The organism is Mycobacterium sp. E3251, assembly GCF_001666835.1.
Lineage (GTDB): Bacteria > Actinomycetota > Actinomycetes > Mycobacteriales > Mycobacteriaceae > Mycobacterium.
Window position 1 is genome coordinate 12,366 of record NZ_LZJF01000161.1, and the last position, 22,894, is coordinate 35,259.

Below are 22,894 nucleotides of genomic sequence, written 5' to 3' on the forward strand. Positions count from 1 at the left end.
CCACCGTCGGACTTATGTCGACGATGACCGACACCGGGGGCGATCCGCTGGTTTCCTCTATTGCTCTGGTGCTGAAGGTGCCGCTACTGGAACTCTATGCGCTGCTATGGCGGGCCGGGGTCGTCGAGGTTCGTGCACCTCAGCGGGTGCATCGGCCGATCTGTCCGGACCCGTCAGCACACGATTCAGGACGCCGATCGCGACGGTCGCCGCGGCAGCGGATCCCAGCCCCTGCGCCCAGCCGACTGGACCCAGCGGTGTGCAGCCGAGCAACTGGCTGACCACCGGGATGCTGATCAGCGTCCCCATCGCAGCGAGCGAGCCCGCCGCGGTGAACACCACCAGCGGGGCACGTGAATCCAGCAGGGTTTGACCAAGCTCGGCGCCCACCAGGGCGACCAGCGCGACCGTGGATGCGCGCTGCGGACGACCGGTGACGCTTCCCATAGCCCACGCCGCCGTGGTCGCGGCCGCCGTGGTGACGCCGCGGATGGCGACGGCACGCCACAACGCGGGCTGATCGGGGCCCCGGATGCCCGGGTCGACCGGGCCGCTGGGCTTGCTGACCGCGAGGGCCGCGGCGGGCAGGGCGTCGGTCATCATGTTCACCAGGAGCAGTTGTCGCGTGTTCAGCGGCGAGGTCCCGGTGATCGCGCTGCCGACGATGGCGAACAACACCTCGCCGGCGTTGCCGCCGAGCAGCACGGAAACGGCGGCCTGCACCCGCTGCCAGAGTTGGCGGCCCTCCTCGATGGCGTACAGCAGGCCCTCGATGCGGGCGTCGACCAGCACCACGTCGGCCGCCATGTGCGCAGGGTCGCTGCCGCCGGCGACGACGCCGATGCCGACGGTGGCGGCCCGGATGGCGGCGGCGTCGTTGGCCCCGTCGCCGACCATCGCGGTGCGCACGCCCGCGCTTTCGAGCGTCTGAACGACCTGGACCTTGTTCTCCGGTGTCATCCGGGCGAAGATCACCCGCTCGGTCACGACGCGTTCCTGATCCTTGCGCGACATCGCATCCCATTCGGCGCCGCTGATCACCTGTTCGGCCGTCACGCTCAGCCCGAGCTCCTCGGCGATGGCCCTGGCGGTGATCGGGTGGTCCCCGGTGATCAGCTTGACGCCCACCGAAAGCCGGCGCAGGTCCGCGAGCAGGCCTGCCGCTTCGACGCGCGGGGTGTCGGACAAACCGAGGAACCCGGTCAGGGTCAGCCCGTCCCGCGCGAAATCGGCGATATCGTCGGGTTCCCGCTGGATCGCCGCGGCCTGGGCCGGGCTCAGCTGCCGTCGCGCCACCGCTATCACCCGCAGGCCGTTGCCGGCCATCTCAGCGACCGTCTCCTCCATGGTCGGGCTCACGTTGCCGCAGGCCGCCAGCACCACTTCGGGCGCACCCTTGACGGTCAGCTCGGTGTCCGTCACGGAGGCGGAGAACGACCGTCCGGAGCGGAACGGCAGGTGCGCGACGGGTGCGTTCGAGTTGTGCCCATTAACGGCGGCGGCGGCCTCGACGATGGCGACATCGGTGGCGTGCACGTGCGGTCCGCCGTTGGACACCGGCGCGGCGTGCGCGGCGCAGCGCAGCACCTCTTCGCGCGACGTCTCCGGCGCCGCAACGACCTCGGCCACCCGCAACCGGTTCTGGCTGAGCGTTCCCGTCTTGTCGAAGCAGACGACGTCGATGCGGCCGAGCGCCTCCACCGAACGCGGAACGCGCACCAGCGCGCCGAACTTCGTCAGCCGCCGCGCCGACGCCGCTTGCGCGAGGGTCGCCACCAACGGCATTCCCTCGGGAACCGCCGCGACGGCTATGGCGATGCCGCTGGCGACCGCCTGGCGCAGGACCGAGCCCCGCACCAGCCCCAGCACGCTGACCAGCGCGCCGCCCGTCATGCTGACCGGGAAGGCCCGGTTGGTGAGCTGGCTGAGCTGGTGCTGCAGACCGATGTCCGACGACAGGTCACCGGACACCAGCTCGGCGGCGCGGCGTTCCTGGGTGTCCGCCCCGACCGCGGTCACCACCGCGACCGCGGTACCCGCCACCACCGTCGTCCCGGCGTAGAGCATGCAGCGGCGCTCGGCCAGCGCGGCGCCGGGGGTCGGCTCGACCTGCTTCTCCACCGACAGCGATTCACCGGTCAGCGTCGACTCGTCGACCTCGACGTCGACCTCCTCGAGGATCCGGGCGTCGGCGGGCACCACCTCGTGGGTGCGCACCTCGATGACGTCGCCGGGCTGCAGCTGCGCCGCGATGACGTCGGCGTACACCCGATCCCCCTCACCATCAGCGAGGACCTTGCGTGCTGGTGGAATCTGTTGTGCAAGAAGGTGATTCAGCCGGTTTTCGGCGCGCAGCCGCTGGCTGGCCGCCAGCATGGAGTTCCCGGCCAGCACCGAGAAGACCAGGACGGCGTCGACCGGCGAGCCGAGCACCGCGCTGGCCGCCGAGCCCAGCGCCAGCACGGGGGTCAGCGGGTCGGTCAACTCGGCGCGGACGGCGGAAACGAACTGCAGGAAGGCATGCGCGCGCGTTTCGGGCCGCGGGGCGCCGAGGGCGGCCAGCGCGAGTTGCCTCGGATCACCTTCGGGCTCCGAGTCCGGAGCCGGCAACGCCCGGCGGACGTGCTCGACCGCCATCGCATGCCATTCCTGTACGGGGGCCGGGCGCGGGGTGTCCGCCTTGAGGATGCCGCGCGCCAACAGATATCCCGACATCAGACCGGCGGCCGCGCCGCTGGTCACCGGCCCGCGCCCGATGCCGCGGACTCCCGGGATCATCAGCAGTGAGCCCATCGCCGTCGCGCCGGCCGAGATCCCGACGCCGCGTTGGGCGGCGGCGCGGGCCGCCGGGAGCGCGTGCAGTACCCGCCAGGCGGCCGACAGGTCGGGCAGCAGCAGATCGGCATACCACGGCGGCGGGCCGGCGCCGGGCTCGGGCATCATGCCGAGCGCCACGTTGGCCGACCAAATCGCCTGCGCCCCGGGCGATGACAGCACGGCGACCGTGCGGCCCGCCTCCTGCAGATCCGCCACGGCGCGGCCCAGGGCGTCGTCGATGGACCCCCGCTGCAGCGGCCTGATCTCGTCGAACGCGGGGCGCAATTCACCCAGCGAATCGTCCTCCACCGAAACCAATTCGGATCCCGTCCGGTGCGCCTCGGCGACAACGGCCGACGCCAACGGATCATGCGTGAAGCAGAACAGCGCCTCCACTGTGGCCGTCGGCTCGCTGGCCGAGATTCCGGGCACCGGGTGCCAGCCCGGCCGCAACCGATTCTTTTCCAGCATCAGCTGGGCGCGCGACCACGCCGCGGACAGCTCGGCTTCCCGGGCGCCGCGGATGAGCGACACCCGCAGGCTCGTGGTGCACAACACCCGCGGGTCGATGACGATCGCGTCCACCCGGTCCAGGCGGCGCAACGCCTCCGGACGCAACGACAGGACCGCGTGCCGGTCGGCCAGCCCCTGCCCGAGCGCCGCCGCGAAGGCCTGGGGCGTGGTGCGGTTGGCCGCCGGGGTGGTCACCAGGACGGCCAGGGCCGCCTGGTGCAGGTTGCGGGTGGTGGCGCCGACGACCCCGGCGCTGATCGCCTGAACGAGCGCGAATCGGTCGCCGTGGTGATCGGCGGGGCGGCCGCGCGGCGGCTTCGACCCCGCCGACGCGTCAGTGTGCGGGTGATCGGCGTGCCCGGCCAGCTGCGGCTCGTGCTGGACCCAGGCCCGCGCCTCCGCGCGGCATTCGGCGGCTTTCAGCGACTGCATCAGCAGACCCACCGACAGCGACGCGGGAGACAGTGTGAGGGTTTCCGCGGTCGTCACCGCCAGCGCGAGCACGGTGTCGGTCGCGGGCCGGCCGATGCGGTCCTCGAGCAGGCGGCGCAGCCACGGTTGGTAGTCGACGGCCACCACGGCCGCCAGGACGCCGATGGGCATCCGTGGCCAGCGCAGCGCCCGCCCGGTCAGCGCTATGGACAGCCCCGCCGCGCTGGCGGCCGCGGTGGCGGCCCGGGTCGCCAGCACCACCCCATCGCCCGGCAGGCTCGTCGGGGGCGGCGCCGGCTTCACGACTTTTTTTGGGGCGCAATGCTTCTCGGCGGCATCGACGATGTGGCACAGCTCCCGCAGCGAGGTGTCCGCGTCATCGATGGTGACCACCACACGCGACAGTGGGTAGTTCAGGGCCGCCGACGCGATCCCCGGATGGGCCAGCAGCGCGTCGAGCACGGCGCGGCCGAGCTCGCCGTCTGGGGCGCCGTCCAGCCCGCGCACCTCGATCCAGGCGCGCTCCTGGCCGCGCCAGCAGCGCCGGCTCAGCGTTGCCGGTATGTCTCGGGGCAGTTCGCCGGAGATCGCCCGGGCGCCTTCGCGCAGCGGAATCGCGGCGATGGTGATGCCGGCCTCGACCAGCGAAGTGGTCGCCTGGACACCCGTCGCGACGGCGCGCAACGGCATGGATCGTCGTATCGCGGTCGCAATGCTCAAAGTGTTTTCGAGCAGTCCCGTTAGTTGGTGCTACGCAACTGGGCGCTGCCGGCCCGGCGTGCGGCGGCCTTCTTGGCCGTCGACTTGCCGGCCGCTTTCTGCGGTGGGGCCTTTTGCGGAGCGGCCTTCTGCGGCGCCGGCTCGACCGGTACCGCCTTGAGGCTCGCCTTGGTCGGCTCGCGCTTGCGGCTCAGCCGTTGCAGCAGGAGGGCGCTGCCGCCGACCGCCAGCAGCACGGGCCACTCAACCAGACCGGCGACGCCGAGCGCACCGAAGGCGACCGCCGCCGCCGGGGCCGAGTGGCTGCCGGTACTCATTCCCTTTTTGACGCCCTCGGCGGCTCCGGTGACGCCACCGATTACTCCGTTGACCGCCGCGCCACCCACAGCGCCGGCGGCCGCGGTCGTCGTGGCCGCCGCGCGACTCACCGCCTGACCCACGCCTCGGACCGCTCCGCCGATGACACTCATGCTGACTCCCTGGCTTTCATGCCCTTGCCGCGAACCCGCGTCATCAGCGAGGAATACCCACTGAACGCAGCGTTAACAGCAAAACAACACTGTTTGTCGCTTCTAACGAATCAAAGCCTGCCACCTCGCAAACGCGCAGACAACGAGCAGCCGCATTTAATTTGCCTGAGCTTAACCCGGTTGTGATTACGGCGCGAACGCAGAAAACGCGATTTAGCCTTGCCTTACGTCGATCTGCACCGGGGCGTGATCGCTCGCGGCCTTCCCCTTGCGCTCCTCGCGGACGATCTGGGCGTCCGTCACCCGTTCGGCCAGTTTCGGGGAGGCGAGGATGAAATCGATACGCATGCCTTGCCGTTTCGGGAACCGCAACTGCGTGTAGTCCCAGTAGGTGTACACGCCCGGCCCGGGCGCGAAAGGCCTTACCACGTCGGCGAATTGCGCGTCGACGATGGCGCCGAACGCGCGGCGCTCCGGCTCGGAGACGTGGGTGGCGCCGGCGTAGAACTCGGTGGACCAGACGTCGTCGTCGGTCGGGGCGATGTTCCAGTCACCGGCCAGCGCGATCTGCGCGGTGGGCTCGTCGCGCAACCAGCCGGCCGCCGTATCACGCAGCGCGGCAAGCCATTCCAGCTTGTAGGTGTAGTGCGGATCACCCAGCGCGCGGCCGTTGGGCACGTACAGGCTCCAGACCCGGATGCCGCCGCAGGTGGCCGCCAGCGCACGGGCCTCGGCCGTCGCGGCCACCTCCGGCTTGCTGCTCCAGGTGGGCTGGCCGTCGAAGCCGATCTGCACGTCATCGAGACCGACGCGGGAGGCGATCGCCACGCCGTTCCACTGATTGAAGCCGACATGGGCCACCTCGTAGCCGAGTTCGAAAAACGGCAGGGTGGGAAATTGGCCGTCGGAACACTTGGTCTCCTGCATGGCCAACACGTCGATGTCGGCACGGGCCAGCCAGTCGACGACGCGGGGCAGGCGGCTGCGAATCGAATTCACGTTCCAGGTGGCCAGCCGGAGGCGCCCTTGGGGCATGGCTAGACCGTATCCCAGGCGGGGGAGCGGGCCGGAAAGTAGCGGCGGCGGTGGTGCGCCCGAAAGCCGAGCGCGTCGGCGAGCGCCATCGAAACACCGGTGTCCGGGACGACGAGGTATCCGCGAGTGGCGCCGCGCGCGGCGGCCCAGGCCAACAGCGCCTCGCACGCGGCCGCGGTCGCCGGGTCCTCGGCTTGCTTCGGCGACAGCCCCACCCACCGCGTGCCGTCGGGCGCGTCGGTCACGGCCACCCGAGCAAGCTCCAGCTCGCCGCCGCTGGCCGGTTCGGCCGAAGGGGAGACGTCGCGCACCAACACGCGTTCGGTGTGTTCGGCGCGCAGCCCCGGTGGCAGCGGCAACAAGCGATCCGGAATCGCCAGCCGCGGCGTCAGGCCGCGGCTCTCATACCAGGCCGCGATGGCCGCGACGGTGCCCAGGTGCGCCGAAACATCGAGCGGCACAGCGTAATCGACGCCATCCCCGGCGCGCAGCAGCCAGCCCTCGAGCCAGGCGCGTTCCCTCCCGGGCGACGCGGCGGCGGCCGCGTGCTCGAGCGCCCGGATCTCGGAGGTGCGTACCGGCGCGTCGGTCAGCACCCGCAGCGCGACCACGTCGTCGGCCGCCACCTCCACGACCGCGCCGGTCTTGGTCCGAACGCGCACCACCGGCTCGACCGCCAACAGGTGTCCCACCGCATCGGTCAGCGGCGGGATCGAGCCTTTCGCGCGCCGGTAGCGAAGCGTCACCCGCGTGCCCGGCTCCGGCCACGAGAACATCAGTGGCCGAAGGGGTCCGGCCCTTCGCCGGGCAGCCACGACAAGCCCGGGACGCCCCAGCCGTGGGACTTGACCGCACGCTTGGCGCTGCGGGCGTGGCGACCGATCAGGCGGTCGAGGTACAGAAAGCCGTCCAGGTGACCGGTCTCGTGCTGCAGCATCCGCGCGAACAGGCCGGTGCCCTCGATTTCGACCGGCTTGCCGTCGGCATCCAGGCCCGTGACCCGGGCCCAGGTGGCGCGGCCGGTGGGGAACGACTCGCCGGGGACCGAGAGGCAACCCTCGTCGTCGGTGTCCGGGTTCGGCATGGTCTCCGGCACCTCGGAGGTCTCCAGCACCGGGTTGACCACCACGCCGCGGCGGCGGTCGGTCCGGCCGCGGTCGTCGGCGCAGTCGTAGACGAAGACCCGCAACGCGACGCCGATCTGGTTGGCGGCCAGGCCGACTCCGTGCGCGGCGTCCATGGTTTCGTACATGTCGGCGATCAGCCCCGGCAGATCCGCCGGCAGCGACCCGTCGGCGCCCACGGGCACCGGCTGCGTCGGGGTGTGCAAGACCGGATCCCCGACGATCCGAATCGGTACGACTGCCATGGTCGGCTAAGCTACCGCACGCCCGCGCGCCTCGAAGCCGGCCATGTTCGCTCGGGCAATCTGAGCCAATCGGCCGACTCGCGGGTCTGGATGACGGCTTGAGGGTTTGCGCCGTGGTTCAATATTCGCCGAAACACGCCCTCAGGTAAGTCAAGTCATCTAGAGCAGCCGAGAATCGCCGGAAGGGTCCAGGGGAAGCTATATGGACAGCGCCATGGCGCGGGCAAATCGATCGGGGGACGATGCCGAGATCGCAGATGGCCTCACCCGCCGCGAGCACGACATCCTCGCCTTCGAACGTCAGTGGTGGAAATTCGCGGGCGTAAAAGAAGAAGCAATCAAAGAGCTGTTCTCGATGTCGGCGACGCGCTACTACCAGGTGCTCAACGCGCTCGTGGATCGGCCGGAGGCGCTGGCCGCCGACCCGATGCTGGTGAAGCGGTTGCGGCGGCTGCGTGCCAGCCGTCAGAAGGCGCGGGCCGCGCGGCGCCTCGGCTTCGAGGTGACCTGACTCGCTACAGTGGGCTCGATGAAAGAGCGAGTCCCCGACTCCACGGGGCTGCCCCTACGGGCCATGGTGATGGTGCTGTTGTTCCTGGGGGTCATTTTCCTGCTGCTCGGCTGGCAGGCGCTGGGGTCGTCCGGCAGCTCCGACGAGGACTCGTCGGCGGCCGTCTCCACCTCGACCACCACCAGCTCCGCCACCCCGACCAGCGCTAAGCCCGCGGGCAACCGGTCCGAGGTCCAGGTGTACAACATCTCGGCCAAAGAGGGCGTCGCCGCCCACACCAAGGATCAGCTCACGACCGCCGGGTTCAACGTCACCAAGGTCGACAACATGACCGTGCCCGATGTGTCGGCCACCACGGTGTATTACACCGACGCCGACGACGAGCACGCGACCGCCGACGCGGTGGGCAAGGCACTGGGCGCGCCGGTCGAACCCCGCATTCCCGCGCTGGCCGGCCAACCGCCCGGGGTCATCGTCCTCGTTACGGGCTGACGACCCCCGGAGCGGTTAGGCTTCCGCTATGCCTCAGCTCGCTGGTCGCCGCACTGCCGCCGTCGCCATGTCCGCGCTTTCCGCAGCCGCTTCCGTCGCCCTGCTGGGGGCGTGTTCGTCGCCCCAACACGCCTCGTCCTCGCCGGGCACCACGCCGGCGGTGTGGACCGGATCGCCGGCGCCGGCGGGAACCGGTACCCCGGAGGGTGGGCCGGTCGCTGCGCCGTCGGGGCCGAGCATCGTCACCCACCTGAAGGCGCCCGACGGCACCCAGGTCGCGACCGCGACCTTCCAGTTCAACAACGGCTACGCCACCGTCACCATCGAGACGACGGCCAACGGGGTGCTGACGCCCGGCTTCCACGGGGTGCACATCCACAAGGTCGGCAAGTGTGAGCCCAACTCCGTGGCCCCGACCGGCGGTGCGCCGGGTGATTTCCTGTCCGCCGGTGGGCACTTCCAAGTGCCCGGGCACGCCGCCGAGCCCGCCAGCGGTGACCTGACCTCGCTCCAGGTGCGCAAGGACGGGTCCGCGATGATGATGACCACGACGGACGCGTTCGCCATGGACGACCTGGTCTCCGGGCAGAAGACCGCGATCATCATTCACGCCGGCGCCGACAACTTCGCCAACATCCCGCCGGAGCGCTACAGCCAGACCAACGGGACGCCGGGGCCCGACCAGACGACGATGACCACCGGTGACGCCGGCAAGCGGGTCGCGTGCGGTGTAATCGGTGCCGGCTAACAGGGCCCACGCGCGTATCGATTTCGCCCGTTCACCGAGGCCGACCCTCGGCGTGGAGTGGGAGTTCGCGCTCGTCGACGCGCAGACCCGCGACCTGAGTAACGAGGCCACGGCGGTCATCGCCGAGATCGGCGAAAACCCGCGCGTGCACAAGGAGTTGCTGCGCAACACGGTCGAAGTCGTCAGCGGTGTCTGCCATTCCACGTCAGAGGCGATGGAGGATCTGCGGCAGACCCTGGGCCCCGCGCACCGCATCGTCCGCGACCGGGGAATGGAGTTCTTCTGTGCCGGCGCACACCCGTTCGCGCAGTGGTCGACCCAAAAGCTCACCGACGCACCCCGGTACGCCGAACTGATCAAGCGCACCCAATGGTGGGGACGCCAGATGTTGATCTGGGGCGTACACGTGCACGTCGGGATCTCTTCGGCACACAAGGTGATGCCGATCATGACGTCGTTGCTGAAGTACTACCCGCACCTGTTGGCGCTGTCGGCATCCTCGCCGTGGTGGACCGGCGTGGATACCGGGTACGCCAGCAACCGCGCGATGATGTTCCAGCAGTTGCCCACCGCCGGGCTGCCGTTCCAATTCCAGACCTGGGCGGAGTTCGAGGGCTTCGTCTACGACCAGAAGAAGACCGGCATCATCGACCATGTCGACGAAGTCCGTTGGGACATCAGGCCTTCGCCGCACCTGGGCACGATCGAGGTGCGGGTGTGTGACGGCGTGTCCAACCTGCGGGAGCTGAGTGCGCTGGTGGCGTTGACGCATTGCCTGGTGGTCGATTTGGACCGCCGGCTGGAAGCCGACGAGACGCTGCCGACCATGCCGCCGTGGCACAACCAGGAGAACAAGTGGCGCGCCGCCCGCTACGGGCTGGACGCGATCATCATCCAGGACGCCGACAGCAACGAGCGGCTGGTCACCGAGGATCTCGACGACGTGCTGAATCGCCTTGAGCCCGTGGCCAAGTCGTTGCACTGCGTTGACGAGCTGGCCGCGGTGGCCGAGATTCCCCGCCGGGGTGCCTCGTACCAGCGGCAGCGCCGGGTGGCCGAGGAACACGACGGCGACCTGCGGGCCGTCGTCGACGCGCTGGTGAGCGAGCTGGAGATCTGATGGAGCTGGCGATGTTCCCGCTGGAGTCGGCGCTGCTGCCCGACCAGGACCTGCCGTTGCGGATCTTCGAGCCGCGCTACGGCGCGCTGGTACGGCATTGCCTCGACACCGGCGACCCGTTCGGCGTGGTGCTGATCTCCCGGGGCCGCGAGGTGGGCGGCGGCGACGCCCGCTGCGATGTCGGCGTGCTGTCCGAGATCACCGAATGCGTCGAGCACGGCGCCGGTCGCTACTCGATGCACTGCCGGACCGGTGAACGGATCCGGGTGTCCAAATGGCTGCCTGACGATCCCTACCCGCGGGCGACGGTGACGCCGTGGCCCGACGAGCCGGGGGACCCGGTCACCCCGGCGCAGCTGCTGGAGGTCGAGGACAAGGCGATGGCGCTGTTCGAGCGGATCGCCGACGCGCGCGGCGTGGCGCTGCCGGACCGCTCGGACCTGCTGGGCCCCGCCACGGCCGACGATCCCGGACAACGCCTGTACGCGTTGGCATCTCGCATCCCGATCGGCACGGCCGACCGGTACACGGTGCTGTCGGCGCCGTCGGCGGCCGAGCGCCTGGCCGCGCTGCGCGAGGCCCTGGCCGCGGTCGCCGAGGTGGTGGAGTTCCAGCTCTCCGAATAGTCCGATAGGGGATTGCATGAAGGTTCAGCTACAGGTCAACGGCTCACCGGTGGATGCGGCGGACAGCGCGGCCGACATCGCCGCGACCGGAGCCGACGGCCTGTTCACCTTCGAGGGCCAGCACGACGTGTTCTTCCCGCTGATCATCGCCGCCGGCACGACCAACCTGGAGCTGATGACCAACGTGGCGATCGCCCCGCCGCGCAGCCCGCTGCACCTGGCGCACGCCGCCTACGACCTGCAGCTCTACAGCGGCGGCCGGTTCCGGCTCGGCCTGGGCTCACAGGTGAAGGCGCACATCGAAAAGCGTTACGGCAGTAAGTGGGAGCGGCCCGCGGCGCGGATGGCCGAAACCGTCGCGGCGATCAAGGCGATCTTCGCGGCCTGGGAAGGCAAGCGCCCGCTGGACTTTCGCGGCGAGTTCTTCACCCACACCATCATGGCGCCCAACTTCAACCCGGGGCCCAACCCGTTCGGGCCGCCACCGGTGCTGCTGGGCGCGCTGGGCCCGGTGATGACGCGCACCGCCGCCGAAGTGGCCGACGGGCTGCTGGTGATGCCGTTCAACAGCGCCCGCCATTTCGCCGAGCGCACCGTCCCCGCGGTCGCCGACGGGCTGCGCCGCGCGGGCCGATCCTCCGACGGATTCCAGATCATCGCCCAGGCCATGGTCGCCGTCGGCCGCGACGAGGCCGACCTGGCCGCTGCGGTCGACGGTGTGGCAGCACTCATTTCGTTCTACGGGTCGACCCCGGCCTACCTGCCGGTGCTGGAGGCCGAGGGGTGGGCCGACGTCCAGCCCGAGCTCAACGCCCTGTCCAAGCAGGGCCGCTTCGCCGAGATGCGGCGGCTGATCGGCGACGAGATGGTGGCCCGGATCGGCATCGTCGGCACCCCCGAGCAATGCGCCGAGCAGATCGCCGCCCGGTTCTCCGAGCACGCCGCCGAAGTGTGCTGCTACTTCCCGGGCTACACGCCGCGCACCGCGGACGTCGCCGACCTGATCGGTGCGCTGCACCGCGCCCCGGTCCTGCGATGAGCCCCGATCTGACCGTCGACGTCGATGCGGGCGTGGCGGTGCTCACGCTCAACCGGCCCGAGCAGCTCAACGCCTACACCGCCGAGATGGGCGCAATGCTGAGCCGCGCGTACGCCGAGTGCGACGGCGACGACGACGTCCGGGCCATCGTCGTGACCGGCGCGGGCCGCGCGTTCTGCGCCGGGGCCGACTTCTCCGGCGACACAAGCCCATTCGAGGCGCCGGCCGCGGAGTTCTCGGCGTCACCGATCAGCCCGGCGGCATTCGAGTTGCGCAAGCCGGTGATCGCCGCCCTCAACGGCCACGCGATCGGCATCGGCCTGACCATCGCCCTGCAGGCCGACCTGCGCATCGTCGCCGAGGACGCCAAATACGGTGTGGTGCAGGTCCGCCGGGGAGTGCTCCCCGACTGCATGTCGCACTGGACGCTGGCGCAGCTGACCACGCTGGGGGCGGCCGCGGACATCCTGCTCACGGGGCGAACATTCGGCGGGGCCGAGGCCGTGGCGCTCGGCATCGCAAACCGGGCGCTGCCGGCCGGCCAGGTGCTCGACCACGCGGTGGAGCTGGCTCGCGACATCGCCGTCAACGTGGCGCCGATGTCGGCGGCGCTGTGCAAGCGGCTGCTGTGGGACACCGCGATCAACAACTACACCCCGCGGCAGGTCGCCGCGTTGGAAACACGGCTGCACCAACGCGTCATGGGCAGCGCGGACGCGCGCGAAGGGGTGGCCGCCTTCCGCGAGCGCCGGCCGCCGTCGTTCACGTCGCGGCTGTCCCGCGAGTGGACCCCACTCCCGGAAACGTGAGCTTCTCCGAGATCTCCCACCACTGGTCCGCGCGCCGCTCGTCGCGAGCGTAGGGGGCCGGTTCGCTGATCCCGCAGTCTTCGAGATACAGCCCCCCGCGACCGGCGAGCTCCGGGCTGACCGCCGCCCACACCTGGGTGGCCGCACCGCGGTCGGGCGTGGTGACGTCGAGCCGCTCGCCCGTCGGTTTACGCAGCCGCGAGAAGTCCGCCCGGGACATGTGCCGGGCGAGCGAGGTGGCCACCGTGCCGGGATGGACGGCGTAGGCCCGGATTCCGTCGTCGCGCAGGCGCCGGTCGGCTGCCACGGCGTGCAGGATGTTCGCCGTTTTCGACGCGCCGTACGCGGCGAACTTGTCGTACTCGCGGCGCTCCCAGTTGGGATCGTCGAAGTCGACGTCACCCATGATGTGGCCCGCGGACGACAGGTTGACCATCCGGGCCCCGCCGGCGGCGGCGAGCCGCGGCACCAGGAGCCGGGTCAGTTCGAAGTGCCCGAAATGGTTGGTGCCGATCTGCATCTCGAATCCATCGCTCGTCCTGCCGAACGGTGTGAACATCACGCCGGCGTTGTTCATCAGAACGTCGATGGCCGGGGCGATGTCGCCGATCGCGGTCGCCGCCGCCCGGACGCCCGCCAGCGTCGTGAGGTCGAGCTCGACCGCCGACGTCCGCGCGCCGGGCACCTCGGTCGCGATCCACCCTGCCGCCTCCGAAAGCGCCGCCGGGTTGCGGGCGGCCAGGACGACGTGCGTGCCCGCGGCGGCCAGCGCGCGGGCCGCCTCGCGCCCCAACCCAGATGACGCGCCGGTGATCACACAGACCTTGCCGGACAGGTCGATTCCGTGGACGACGTCCAGCGCGGTCGGTGGCTCGGTCATCTGGCCAACTGCCACAGGGGAATCACGACCGATTCTTTGGCGTCCTGCGTCATGGCGAGCGCCACGTTACACGCGTCGGCTCAAATGCTGACTAATGCAATCCGCCGGTCGGCGCTCAAGCCGCCCTCGAAGCCGGCGCGATCGAGACCGGGCGCTCCCGGGCCGCATCCGAAACGGGCTCGGCCGAAGCGGGCGCGTTTCTGATGCCGAGGCCGCCGACGACGGCGCCGATGAAGAACAGCAGCGAGCTGACCTCCAGCAGCCGGGCAAAGCCGGCGTCGGTCATCCTGTTGGCGGTGATCACTCCCACGCAGGCCACGGCGATCAGCGCGGACGTCCGCCCCGTCGCGTTCTGGATCGCGGCGGCGATCCCGCTGTGCGCGGACTTGACGGCGGACAAGTTGACCGTGGTCAGCGGCGTGATCGCCAGGACCATGCCGAGGGCCAGCAGGATCCTGCCCGGCAATACGTCTGTGACGACGTGCAATTGGTGCGCGGTGGGGCCGATGAGCAGCAGCCCCGCCCCCGCCAGCGCCGGGCCCGAGATCAGGAAGATCCTCGACCCGAACCGTGCGGCCAAGCCGCCGACTCCGCGGGCGAACAACAACGACATGATGGGGCTGGGCAGCGTGACCAGGCCCGCGGCGGTGGCCGAATACCCGGCGACCTCTTGCATGTACAGACCGATGGCCAACGAGCCCATCGTGATGCCGCCGTAGACGAACGCGGTGAGCAGGTTGGCTCCGGCGAAATTGCGGGTCGTGAACAGGCTGAGCGGCACCATCGGGTGCGCCGTGCGGCGCTGCCACGCCACGAACGCGAGCAATGCCGCGACCCCCGTCACCAACGCGGCGTCGACCCGGGCGTCGCCCCATCCCCGTCGGCCCTGTTCGATCAGCGCATAGACCGTGGCGGCCAGGCCGATCGCCGAGAGCGCGGCGCCTACCACGTCGAGGCGGGCGCGTTCGGTGGGCGCGGGCACCCGGCGCAGCCAATACGTCAAGGCGAAGCCGACGGCCATCGGGATCGCCGACAGAATGTAGATCCAGCGCCAGTTCAGGAAGTCCACGGCCAGCCCGCCCAGCAACGGTCCCACCGCGAAGGCGCTGCTGGTCCAGGCCGTCCAGGCCCCGATCGCCGCGGGCCGCCTCGCGACATCGAACGACGAGTTGATCAGGGCCAGCGAGCCGGGGACGAGAAAGGCGCCGCCCAGCCCCTGTACGAGGCGCCCCGCGATCAGCATCGCCGGGGTACCCGCCGTGGCCGCCAGCATCGAGCCCGCTCCAAACGCCGCCAGCCCGAAGCGCATTACCGGGATTCGCCCGAACAGATCGGAGATCGCGCCGCCCGGCAGGACCGTGGCCGCCACGGCGAGCAGGTAGCCGTCGACGACCCATTGCTGCGTGCACATCCCGCCGCCGATGTCACGGGCCGTGGCCGGCAGCGCCAGATTCACGACGGTGCCATCGAGGAACGCGACCATCGACACCATGATCGCCACCGTCATCACCCGCGTCGTCGGAGCGACATCGCGGAGTCTTACGAGTGATGCGGGGATCATCGCGCCGGCGCGTTGTTCATGGGCGCTTCTCCTCGAAGGTGCCGGATCGCATCGGGCCCATTCGGGCCGGATGCTCCCTAGTAGCCAACTGGGTTACGCCTAATCCGACGTTCGTCACGGGCGATAGGTTCACGCCCGCGCATTTCAGCGTTGGGCCATCCGAGTAACGCCTCGACCGGCGGCGCGCTCCAGCATTCGCGGCGCCACGGCCCGGTGCAGTGGCCCGATCACGGCCCAGACCGTTCGGGCGCTGAATCTGCGGCGGTACTGCACGCGGGTGGTGAGTGCGGCCCGGCCGTCCTGGCGTCGCAGCGTCAGCTCGCCGCGCATGAGCGGTCCGCGCGCGGTCAGCACGAGTTCGTCGCGATCCGAACGCGCGATCGTCCAGCCGATGATGTGCTCGGGCGACGAATACGGCCCGAGGCGGAATCTCAACACGTGGCGGTGGATCCACGGGACGACGCCGCCACCCCCGCCCCGCCCGACCGCATCGCGGAACGTCTGCTCGGCGGTGCGTGAGTCACCCTGCGGGAGAAGGACTTCGAAGACGTCGGTGTAGTCGGCTCGCCCGGCGGCCGCCGCAATGCGGTGCAGGGTCCACCGCGTGACGACGGCGTGCGCACCGGTGCCGATGACGAGTGCCCGGTAGGCCTTGCCGTGCACGCCAGGGAAGGCCGCCCAGGTCCCGGCGCGCACCCGGGTGCACCCCGCGCCCGCGTCCTCCAGCTCGAACACCCAGCGGTACACCGCGAAGGGGTGCCGGCCCTTCAGCGCGAACCGCTCCGGCGGGCGCGCCTCGTCCAGCGCGAAGCCAATCGGCACGGCCGACGGGTCGCCGGGGTCCCGGCACATCACCCGCAGCAGCGCGGCCCACGTGTCGTCGCGATCCGCGTCGACGGTTATGGCATGCTCATCGATATAGGGTAATCGTTCCATATAGAAGGAATGTACTAGATCATGGCGCCTCCGCGGAAGCATGAAACCGATGTGATCCTCGACGCCGCCCGGGCGCTGGTGCTCGACGGCGGGCCGCGCGCGGCGAGCGTCGCCGCCATCGCCAAGACCAGCGGTGCCCCCGCGGGCACGCTCTATCACCGGTTCGGCAATCGCGACGGCATCCTGACGGCGGCGTGGCTGCGCGCGCTCGAGCGGTTTCAGGCGCGGGCCCTGGCCGCCGACGGCGAAACCCCGGCGGACACCGCAGTCGCCATGGCCGTGGCAGCCGTCAGCTTCGCGCGCGAGCTGCCCGACGACGCCCGGCTGTTGCTGACGATCCGGCCCGGCGACCTGCTCGACGAGGAACCCGACGCGGAGTTCCAGCAGACGCTCGCCGCGATGAACGCGCCACTGACCGAGCGGATCGCGGCGCTGGCCCGGGACCTGTACGGCAACGCCAGGCCCCGGTCCGTCGACGCCGTCGCGCGGGCCGTCGCGGACCTGCCCTACGCGGTGGTGCGGCGCCATGCCCGCGACGACCCGATGCCGCGCTGGCTGGAGAACGACGTCGCGGCGTCGGCGCTGGCGGTGCTACGGAGCTTTGGCGAAGGCGCGTAGCGCCTCCACCTGCGTGGGATCCAGTGACGGGCGCACGATTTGGCGCGCGGCCGCGATGTCGGCGGCCGTCACGTCGGTGGCGTCGATGGACCGCCGCATCGCGGTCAGCGCCGCCTCGCGCAGCAGCGCCACGCAGTCGGCGGCGCTGTAGCCGTCGAGCCCGGCGGCCACCTCGTCGAGGTCGACGTCGTCGCTCAGCGGGACGGATTTGCCCGCGGTGCGCAGGATTTCGCGGCGGGCGGCGGCGTCGGGCGGTTCGATGAAGACGTGCCGCTCCAGCCGGCCCGGCCGCAGCAGCGCCGGGTCGATCAGGTCGGGCCGGTTGGTGGCGCCCAGCACGACGACGTCGCGCAGCGGGTTAACGCCGTCGAGTTCGGTCAGCAGCGCGGCCACCACCCGGTCGGTCACGCCCGAGTCGAAGCTCTGCCCGCGCCGCGGCGCCAGCGCGTCGATCTCGTCGAGGAACACCAGCGACGGGGCGGAGTCGCGGGCGCGCCGAAACAGTTCGCGGACAGCCTTTTCCGAGCTGCCCACCCACTTGTCCATCAGCTCGGATCCCTTGACGGCGTGCACGGACAGCTGCCCGGTGCTGGCCAGCGCGCGCACGACGAAGGTCTTGCCGCAGCCGGGCGGCCCGTACAGCAGCACGCCGCGCGGCGGTTCGACACCCAACCGGGCGAACGTGTCGGGGTGCTGCAGCGGCCACAACACGGCCTCGGTCAGCGCCTGCCGGGCCTCGGCCATGTCCCCGACGTCGTTGAGCGTGACATTGCCGACGGTCACTTCCTCGCTGGCCGACCGGGACAGCGGCCGGATGACGGTCAGCGCGCCGAGCAGGTCGTCCTGGTTCAGCTCGGGTGGCCGGCCGTCGGTGCTGGCGCGCGAGGCCGCGCGCAGCGCCGCCTCGCGTAGCAGCGCGGCCAGGTCCGCAACCACGAAACCCGGTGTGCGCGCGGCGATCTCGTTGAGATCCAGGGCGCCGGCCGGCACCGATTTCAGCAGCGACTCCAGCAGCGCCTTGCGGGTGCCGGCGTCGGGCAGCGGCAGGCTCAGCTCCCGGTCGCACAGGTCCGGCGCGCGCAGCCGGGCATCGAGCTGGTCGGGCCGCGCGGAGGTGGCGATCAGCGCGACGCCCTCGGTCGCGACCGCGGTGCGCAGCTCGCCCAGGATCAGGGCGGCCACCGGCTCGGGGGTGGCCGGCAGCAGGGCGTCGACGTCGGTGATGAGCAGGACGCCACCGCCCTCGCGGACGGTCTGCACCGCCGAACTCACGGTCTTGAGCCGGTCTTCCGGCGTCAGCGCGCCCACCTCCGGGCCGTCCAGTTTCACCAGCCTGCGGCCGTCGCACACCGCGCGCACCAGCGTCACCTTGCCGACGCCGGCCGGACCCGACACCAGCACGCCGAGGTTGGCGCCCGCGCCGAGCGTCTTGAGCAGGTGCGGTTCGTCGAGCGCGAGCTTGAGCCATTCGGCGAGCTTGGCGGCCTGCGGCTGCGATCCCTTGAGCTCCTCGACGACGGTCTCGGGGCTGGCGACGTCGACGAAGTCCTGCGACAGCGCCACCCCGGACGGCACGCCGACACCCCAGGTGACCAGCGAGTTGGGCTGCACGCTGACCGGGCCCGCGGGGTCGACGCCGGTGACCGTCAACAGCTCCGAGGTCCAGCTGATGCCGACCGAGGCGGCGAGCGCGCGGGCGGCGGCCGACGTCGAGAACGGCGGGCCCAGGTCGCGGGGCAGCAGCGACACCGCGTCGCCGACGGTCAGCACCTTGCCGAGCAGGGCCTGCCGCAACGTGACCGGCGAGATCGACTGGTGGGCCAGCGACGAGCCGGACAGCGTCACCGATCGCGCGGCGTAGACGGTGACCGCGCCGACGATTACCGGGGTGCCCTCGCGCAGCCCGGCGTTGGACAACGTCACGTCGTCGAGCAGTGCCGTGCCGACCGGGGTGTCCGGGCCGGCGAGGGCCGCCACCGCCGCCGTGGTCCGCGAGCCCGTCAGCGCCACCGCGTCCCACTCCCGAATGCCGAGCGCGGCAATCGCGCTCGGATGCAACCGGACCACGCCGCGGCGCGAGTCGACGGCCGAGGTGTTCAACCGCGCGGTGAGCGTGAGCTGACGGGCCGCATCCTCGCCCGGTGAGCTCATGGCAGGCGCCCACCCGGTTTGCGCAGACCCAGCCGCGCCATCGACCGGCGGTTCGGTTGCGCCCGGCGGATCGCGCGCCGCGCGGCGCGGCGCTGCTTGGGCTTGTCGGCCCACGCCTCGGGGTGCGCGGCAAGCCAGCGCTGGTTGCGGACCGCGAACGGCACGTGGCACAGGTAGGCGATGATGATGACCCAGATCAGGACGTACGGCGCCAGCACCGCGGCGGCCGCGCAGATCGCCAGCAGCGCCAGCAGTGGCGCGGCCCAGCTCGGCGGCACCGCCGCGGCATGCATCTTGCGCATCGGGATCTTGCTGATCATCAACATCGACGTCCCGGTGATCCAGATGCACAGGAACGTCGTCGAGGTCCACCAGCCCTCGCCGAACTGCAATTTGAGGCCGATCAGCCCGATCATCGACACCGCACCCGCCGGCGCGGGCATGCCGACGAAGAACTCGTGGGTGTAGGCGGGCTGACTGCCGTCCGCCTGCAGCGCGTTGTACCGCGCCAGCCGCAACACCACGCACACCGCGTAGAGCAGGATGACCACCCAACCGGCCGGCGACTTCCCCAACAGCGTCACGTAGAGCACGATCGCCGGCGTCACGCCGAAGTTCACCGCGTCGGCCAGCGAGTCGATCTCCTCGCCCATGCGCGACTGGGCATCCAGGATGCGGGCCACCCGGCCGTCCAGGCCGTCCAGGATGGCCGCCGCGGCGATCAACGCCATCGCCGCCTTCGGCTGGTGCTCGAGGGCGAACCGGATCGAGGTCAGGCCCGCGCAGATGGACAACACGGTCATCGCGCTCGGCAGGATCTGCAGGTTGACCGACGGCCTGCCGCGCGGCTTGCTGATCATCACAGCTCGGCCAGCACGGTTTCGCCGGCGATGGCGCGCTGCCCGACGAGGACCAGCGGCTCGGCGCCCGGGGGCAGATAGGTGTCGAGCCGGGAGCCGAACCGGATCAGGCCGTAGGTGTCACCGATGGTCAGCTTGTCGCCGACGCGCGCGTCGCAGATGATGCGCCGCGCCAACAGCCCGGCGACCTGCACCGCCACCACCTCCGCGCCCGTCGCCGTCCGGATCCGCAGACTGGTGCGTTCGTTCTCGGTGCTCGCCGAGGCCAGATCGGCCGACCCGAACCGGCCGGGCCGGTGCTGCATCGCGATCACCTCGCCGCTCACCGGCGCGCGCTGCACGTGCGCGTCCAGCAGCGACAGGAAGATGCTGACGCGCGGGAGCGGCGCGTCGCCCATGCCGAGTTCGGCGGGCGGGGCGGCGGAATCGATCACGCACACCACCCCGTCGGCGGGCGCGACGACCGCGCCCGGCCGGGTCGGCGGGACGCGCGGCGGGTGGCGGAAGAACCCCGCGCACGCGCCGGCCGCGAGCAGGCCGGCCCGCCGGATCCACCGGTGCCTGCGGCCGGCCAGCGCCACCGCCAGGCCGCCGGCGATGAACGGGCGGCCGGCCGGGTGTACCGGCGGAATGGTCGAGCGCACCAACTCCAACGCGTGCTGCGGGCTGAACGTTGGGTCCTCGGCCGTCGGGCCGATAGGGCGGGGGCGTCGTGCCACGCGGCCATCTTACGAAAGGCGCGGCCGGTTGGTTCGGGCCCGCAGGGGGAACGCCCACCTTCGACATGCATCCGAATGACGATTGGGCGCCGCGGCTGCGCCCGGCGAAGATCGCCGTCACCGCCGTATTCATCGCCCACGCCGTCGGGTTCTCCTCGTGGGCCGCCCACATCCCGGCCGTCAAGGCCGACCTCGGCCTGTCCGACGCGGCGCTGGGGACGGCGCTGTTCGGCGCGCCCCTGGGGTCGGTCGTGGCCACGCTGGGCAGCCACTGGGCGCTGCCGCGCTGGGGCAGCCACCGGCTGATCCCCGTGACGGCCGCCGGCTACGCCCTCGCGGGCACGACGGTGGGGCTGGCCCGGTCCGGGCCCTGGCTGTTCGCGGCGCTGACGTTGTGGGGGATGTTCCAGGGCGGGCTGGACGTCGCGATGAACACCCAAGCGGGCACGGTCGAGCGCCTGGCGCGGGCGCCGATCATGGCCCGCTTCCACGGCATGTGGAGCCTCGGTGCGCTACTGGGCGCCCTGATCGGCGCGGCGTGCGTGAGCGCTGGCGTCGATCTGACGCCGCAGCTGGCGGCAGTCGGGCTCGCGGTCCTGGTCGTCGTCGGGGCGCTGACCCGGCGGCTGATCCCGGACCGGGCGGGCGCGGCCGCGGCGTCGCCTGGCAGAGGGGCCTGGCTGACACCGGCGGTGGCGATCCTTGCGGCGGTGGCCTTCGTGTCGTTCCTGTGCGAGGGCGCCGCCACCGACTGGTCGGCCAACTACCTGCGCAACGTCGTCGGCGCGGGTCCCGGGATCGCCGCGTTGAGCTACGCGGCCTACACGCTGACGATGGTCGTCACCCGGTTGGGCGCGATACGCCTGCACGCGCGGGTGTCGGCCCGCCGGTTGCTGCCGGCGCTCGCGCTGTTCGCGGCGGCGGGCATGGGCGTGGCGCTGGTGACCGCCAATCCCGTTGTCAGCGTTGTCGGATTCGCCTGTCTGGGGGTCGGCGTGGCGCTGCTGGTGCCCACCGCGTTCAGCGCCGCCTACGGCGCGGGCGGTGCGGGATCGGCGATCGCCATCGTCGCGGCGACGGGCTGGCTGGGCTACCTGCTGGGGCCGCCGCTGATCGGCCACCTGGCCGATCGGGTCGGACTGGCCGCGGCGCTGGTGACGATCCCGGTGCTGATGACCGTGATCGCCGTCGCCATCCGCTGCGCCACCGCCTTCGACCGGGCCGACGAATTCCACCGGCAGGTGGCCACCCCCGCGAGCTAGCTAGGTGAGATCCCACACCTGCAGCTCGGTCCCTTCGGACACCTCGACGACGTCCTCGGGGATGTCCAGCAGCGCGTTCGCCGACGCGAGCCACCGCAGGTGGTGCGAGGCGGGCGGGCCGTAACTGGTGACGGTGCCGGCGTCGCGGTCCAGCACCGCGCGGCGGAACTGCCGCTTGCCGCCCGGCGAGGTCAACGACTCGGTGAGCACGGCCGCCCGGTGCGGGCGCTCCGGGTCGGGCAGGCCCATGGCTTTGCGCAGCGCGGGCCGGATGAACACCTCGAACGACACCAGGGCGCTGACCGGGTTGCCGGGCAAGGTGACGATCGTCGCGCCGGCCACCCGGCCGATCCCTTGCGGCATGCCGGGCTGCATCGCCACCTTGACGAACTCCACGCCCTGATCACCCTCGCGGCCGAACGCGTCCTTGACCACCTCGTAGGCGCCGGCGCTGACCCCGCCGCTGGTGATGATCAGGTCGGAGTCGGCCGCGTAGCGGTCCAGGATCGCGGTGAACTGCGCGACGTCGTCCTCGGCGGTCGCGACAGCTACCACGTCGGCGCCCGCGTCGCGAACGGCGCCGGCCAGCATGATCGAGTTGGACTCGTAAATCTGGCCCGGCCGCAGCGGGCTGCCGGGCGCGACCAGCTCCGACCCGGTCGATAGCACCAGCACGCGTTGGCGCGGGAGCACCGGCAGCTCGGCCATTCCCAGCGCCGCGGCCAGGCCGAGCACGGCCGGGGTCACCACCTGGCCGCGCCGCAGGACGGTGGTGCCGGGGGCGACGTCCTCACCCGCACGCCGGATGTGCTTGCCCGCGTCGCGCGGCGCGCGGATCGCCACGACATCCACGCCGCCGTCGGTGTCTTCGACGGGCACGACGGCCGTCGCCCCGGCGGGCAGCGGCGCGCCGGTCATGATGCGGTGCGCGGTGTTCGGTTGCAGCGTCAACGCGTCGGTGCGGCCGGCGGGGATGTCCTCGGCGACCTCCAGCACCACCGGGTGCTCGGGCGTGGCGCCGGAGGTGTCCTCGGCGCGCACCGCGTATCCGTCCATCGCGGAGTTGTCGAAGACCGGTAGCGCCAGCCGTGCGACCACGTCGTCGGCCAGGACCAAGCCCTGCGCCTCGGCCAGCGCGGTGGTGGCCGCCGGCCGGGGACGGATCAATTCGGCTACGACGCGCTGATGTTCTTCGACCGACCGCAC

General features: G+C 71.4%; 21 protein-coding genes and 1 pseudogene. 10 read left to right on the plus strand and 12 right to left on the minus strand.

Annotated features, from left to right (window positions below; translation table 11 throughout):
• Positions 1-14: 14 nt before the first annotated feature.
• Positions 15-92, plus strand: a pseudogene (locus A5697_RS28795) (hypothetical protein); the annotation flags it as partial.
• On the opposite strand, the gene A5697_RS28800 reads toward A5697_RS28795, so the two are convergent.
• The 5 genes from A5697_RS28800 to A5697_RS19660 form a co-directional block, all read right to left on the minus strand.
• On the minus strand, positions 58-4,452 hold the full coding sequence (locus A5697_RS28800) for a cation-translocating P-type ATPase (protein WP_156673375.1): 4,395 nt from the start codon (positions 4,450-4,452) through the stop codon (positions 58-60). The pseudogene A5697_RS28795 and the gene A5697_RS28800 sit on opposite strands and share 35 nt — an antisense overlap.
• A gap of 50 nt (positions 4,453-4,502) precedes the next feature.
• On the minus strand, positions 4,503-4,952 hold the full coding sequence (locus A5697_RS19645; protein ID WP_067949214.1) for a hypothetical protein: 450 nt from the start codon (positions 4,950-4,952) through the stop codon (positions 4,503-4,505).
• A 213-nt stretch (positions 4,953-5,165) separates the two neighbouring features.
• Positions 5,166-5,987 carry an exodeoxyribonuclease III gene (locus tag A5697_RS19650; RefSeq protein WP_068011746.1) on the minus strand — a complete coding sequence of 274 codons (822 nt, stop codon included), beginning with the start codon at positions 5,985-5,987 and terminating at the stop codon, positions 5,166-5,168.
• Between the two features lie 2 nt (positions 5,988-5,989).
• The gene (locus A5697_RS19655) at positions 5,990-6,763 is read right to left on the minus strand and encodes a GCN5 family acetyltransferase (protein ID WP_068011747.1); all 774 of its coding nucleotides are present in this window, start codon (positions 6,761-6,763) and stop codon (positions 5,990-5,992) included.
• Positions 6,763-7,356 carry a peptide deformylase gene (locus A5697_RS19660; protein WP_067949208.1) on the minus strand — a complete coding sequence of 198 codons (594 nt, stop codon included), beginning with the start codon at positions 7,354-7,356 and terminating at the stop codon, positions 6,763-6,765. The genes A5697_RS19655 and A5697_RS19660 overlap by 1 nt, the downstream gene beginning before the upstream one ends.
• Positions 7,357-7,558: 202 nt before the next feature.
• Here A5697_RS19660 and A5697_RS19665 point away from each other — a divergent pair, with 202 nt between their 5' ends.
• From A5697_RS19665 to A5697_RS19695, 7 genes are read left to right on the plus strand one after another with little or no spacing between them, the layout of a single operon-like run.
• Positions 7,559-7,867 carry a DUF3263 domain-containing protein gene (locus tag A5697_RS19665; protein ID WP_007167558.1) on the plus strand — a complete coding sequence of 103 codons (309 nt, stop codon included), beginning with the start codon at positions 7,559-7,561 and terminating at the stop codon, positions 7,865-7,867.
• 18 nt (positions 7,868-7,885) lie between these two features.
• Positions 7,886-8,359, plus strand: coding sequence for a LytR C-terminal domain-containing protein (locus A5697_RS19670; protein WP_068011748.1), 474 nt, complete (start codon positions 7,886-7,888; stop codon positions 8,357-8,359).
• 28 nt (positions 8,360-8,387) lie between these two features.
• The gene (locus A5697_RS19675; protein ID WP_068011749.1) at positions 8,388-9,107 is read left to right on the plus strand and encodes a superoxide dismutase family protein; all 720 of its coding nucleotides are present in this window, start codon (positions 8,388-8,390) and stop codon (positions 9,105-9,107) included.
• Positions 9,097-10,227, plus strand: coding sequence for a glutamate--cysteine ligase (locus A5697_RS19680; protein ID WP_067949202.1), 1,131 nt, complete (start codon positions 9,097-9,099; stop codon positions 10,225-10,227). Before A5697_RS19675 ends, A5697_RS19680 begins: the two co-directional genes overlap by 11 nt.
• On the plus strand, positions 10,227-10,853 hold the full coding sequence (locus tag A5697_RS19685; RefSeq protein WP_068011750.1) for an LON peptidase substrate-binding domain-containing protein: 627 nt from the start codon (positions 10,227-10,229) through the stop codon (positions 10,851-10,853). Before A5697_RS19680 ends, A5697_RS19685 begins: the two co-directional genes overlap by 1 nt.
• 16 nt (positions 10,854-10,869) lie before the next feature.
• A complete protein-coding gene (locus tag A5697_RS19690; protein ID WP_068011751.1) occupies positions 10,870-11,892 on the plus strand; it encodes a TIGR03617 family F420-dependent LLM class oxidoreductase in 1,023 nt (340 codons plus the stop codon).
• Complete coding sequence (locus tag A5697_RS19695) at positions 11,889-12,701, plus strand: enoyl-CoA hydratase/isomerase family protein (protein ID WP_068011752.1); 813 nt, start codon at positions 11,889-11,891, stop codon at positions 12,699-12,701. Before A5697_RS19690 ends, A5697_RS19695 begins: the two co-directional genes overlap by 4 nt.
• Here the strand turns inward: A5697_RS19695 and A5697_RS19700 are convergent.
• The 3 genes from A5697_RS19700 to A5697_RS19710 form a co-directional block, all read right to left on the minus strand.
• Complete coding sequence (locus A5697_RS19700) at positions 12,655-13,581, minus strand: SDR family NAD(P)-dependent oxidoreductase (RefSeq protein WP_068011753.1); 927 nt, start codon at positions 13,579-13,581, stop codon at positions 12,655-12,657. The genes A5697_RS19695 and A5697_RS19700 overlap by 47 nt on opposite strands.
• A 115-nt stretch (positions 13,582-13,696) precedes the next feature.
• Positions 13,697-15,088, minus strand: coding sequence for an MFS transporter (locus A5697_RS19705; protein WP_082953505.1), 1,392 nt, complete (start codon positions 15,086-15,088; stop codon positions 13,697-13,699).
• Positions 15,089-15,286: 198 nt separating this feature from the next.
• A complete protein-coding gene (locus tag A5697_RS19710) occupies positions 15,287-16,078 on the minus strand; it encodes a hypothetical protein (RefSeq protein ID WP_068011755.1) in 792 nt (263 codons plus the stop codon).
• 21 nt (positions 16,079-16,099) lie between these two features.
• Here A5697_RS19710 and A5697_RS19715 point away from each other — a divergent pair, with 21 nt between their 5' ends.
• Entirely contained in the window at positions 16,100-16,696 is a 597-nt protein-coding gene (locus A5697_RS19715; RefSeq protein ID WP_068011756.1) for a TetR/AcrR family transcriptional regulator, read from the plus strand.
• Here A5697_RS19715 and A5697_RS19720 read toward each other — a convergent pair.
• The 3 genes from A5697_RS19720 to A5697_RS19730 are packed head-to-tail and all read right to left on the minus strand — an operon-like array spanning position 16,670 to position 20,426.
• Complete coding sequence (locus A5697_RS19720; RefSeq protein WP_068011757.1) at positions 16,670-18,847, minus strand: AAA family ATPase; 2,178 nt, start codon at positions 18,845-18,847, stop codon at positions 16,670-16,672. The genes A5697_RS19715 and A5697_RS19720 overlap by 27 nt on opposite strands.
• Positions 18,844-19,707, minus strand: coding sequence for a CDP-diacylglycerol--serine O-phosphatidyltransferase (pssA, locus tag A5697_RS19725; RefSeq protein ID WP_067949184.1), 864 nt, complete (start codon positions 19,705-19,707; stop codon positions 18,844-18,846). Before pssA ends, A5697_RS19720 begins: the two co-directional genes overlap by 4 nt.
• Positions 19,707-20,426 (minus strand): phosphatidylserine decarboxylase, encoded by a 720-nt coding sequence (locus tag A5697_RS19730; RefSeq protein ID WP_067949182.1) that lies wholly within the window; start codon positions 20,424-20,426, stop codon positions 19,707-19,709. Before A5697_RS19730 ends, pssA begins: the two co-directional genes overlap by 1 nt.
• 65 nt (positions 20,427-20,491) lie before the next feature.
• Between A5697_RS19730 and A5697_RS19735 the strand changes: the two genes are divergently transcribed.
• Positions 20,492-21,688 carry an MFS transporter gene (locus A5697_RS19735; RefSeq protein ID WP_068011758.1) on the plus strand — a complete coding sequence of 399 codons (1,197 nt, stop codon included), beginning with the start codon at positions 20,492-20,494 and terminating at the stop codon, positions 21,686-21,688.
• On the opposite strand, the gene glp is transcribed toward A5697_RS19735, so the two are convergent.
• Positions 21,689-22,894 carry a gephyrin-like molybdotransferase Glp gene (glp, locus tag A5697_RS19740; protein WP_068011759.1) on the minus strand — a complete coding sequence of 402 codons (1,206 nt, stop codon included), beginning with the start codon at positions 22,892-22,894 and terminating at the stop codon, positions 21,689-21,691.

Bases quoted from the DNA above. Each gene is read 5' to 3' on its own strand.
- A5697_RS19670 (WP_068011748.1), top strand. From the start codon at position 7,886: ATGAAAGAGCGAGTCCCCGACTCCACGGGGCTGCCCCTACGGGCCATG.
- A5697_RS19685 (WP_068011750.1), top strand. From the start codon at position 10,227: ATGGAGCTGGCGATGTTCCCGCTGGAGTCGGCGCTGCTGCCCGACCAG.
- A5697_RS19690 (WP_068011751.1), top strand. From the start codon at position 10,870: ATGAAGGTTCAGCTACAGGTCAACGGCTCACCGGTGGATGCGGCGGAC.
- A5697_RS19710 (WP_068011755.1), bottom strand. From the start codon at position 16,078: ATGGAACGATTACCCTATATCGATGAGCATGCCATAACCGTCGACGCG.
- A5697_RS19665 (WP_007167558.1), top strand. From the start codon at position 7,559: ATGGACAGCGCCATGGCGCGGGCAAATCGATCGGGGGACGATGCCGAG.
- A5697_RS19735 (WP_068011758.1), top strand. From the start codon at position 20,492: ATGCATCCGAATGACGATTGGGCGCCGCGGCTGCGCCCGGCGAAGATC.
- A5697_RS19700 (WP_068011753.1), bottom strand. From the start codon at position 13,581: ATGACCGAGCCACCGACCGCGCTGGACGTCGTCCACGGAATCGACCTG.
- pssA (WP_067949184.1), bottom strand. From the start codon at position 19,707: ATGATCAGCAAGCCGCGCGGCAGGCCGTCGGTCAACCTGCAGATCCTG.
- A5697_RS19660 (WP_067949208.1), bottom strand. From the start codon at position 7,356: ATGGCAGTCGTACCGATTCGGATCGTCGGGGATCCGGTCTTGCACACC.
- A5697_RS19655 (WP_068011747.1), bottom strand. From the start codon at position 6,763: ATGTTCTCGTGGCCGGAGCCGGGCACGCGGGTGACGCTTCGCTACCGG.
- A5697_RS19720 (WP_068011757.1), bottom strand. From the start codon at position 18,847: ATGAGCTCACCGGGCGAGGATGCGGCCCGTCAGCTCACGCTCACCGCG.
- A5697_RS28800 (WP_156673375.1), bottom strand. From the start codon at position 4,452: ATGCCGTTGCGCGCCGTCGCGACGGGTGTCCAGGCGACCACTTCGCTG.
- A5697_RS19695 (WP_068011752.1), top strand. From the start codon at position 11,889: ATGAGCCCCGATCTGACCGTCGACGTCGATGCGGGCGTGGCGGTGCTC.
- A5697_RS19705 (WP_082953505.1), bottom strand. From the start codon at position 15,088: ATGACGGTGGCGATCATGGTGTCGATGGTCGCGTTCCTCGATGGCACC.
- A5697_RS19675 (WP_068011749.1), top strand. From the start codon at position 8,388: ATGCCTCAGCTCGCTGGTCGCCGCACTGCCGCCGTCGCCATGTCCGCG.
- A5697_RS19715 (WP_068011756.1), top strand. From the start codon at position 16,100: ATGGCGCCTCCGCGGAAGCATGAAACCGATGTGATCCTCGACGCCGCC.
- A5697_RS19645 (WP_067949214.1), bottom strand. From the start codon at position 4,952: ATGAGTGTCATCGGCGGAGCGGTCCGAGGCGTGGGTCAGGCGGTGAGT.
- A5697_RS19650 (WP_068011746.1), bottom strand. From the start codon at position 5,987: ATGCCCCAAGGGCGCCTCCGGCTGGCCACCTGGAACGTGAATTCGATT.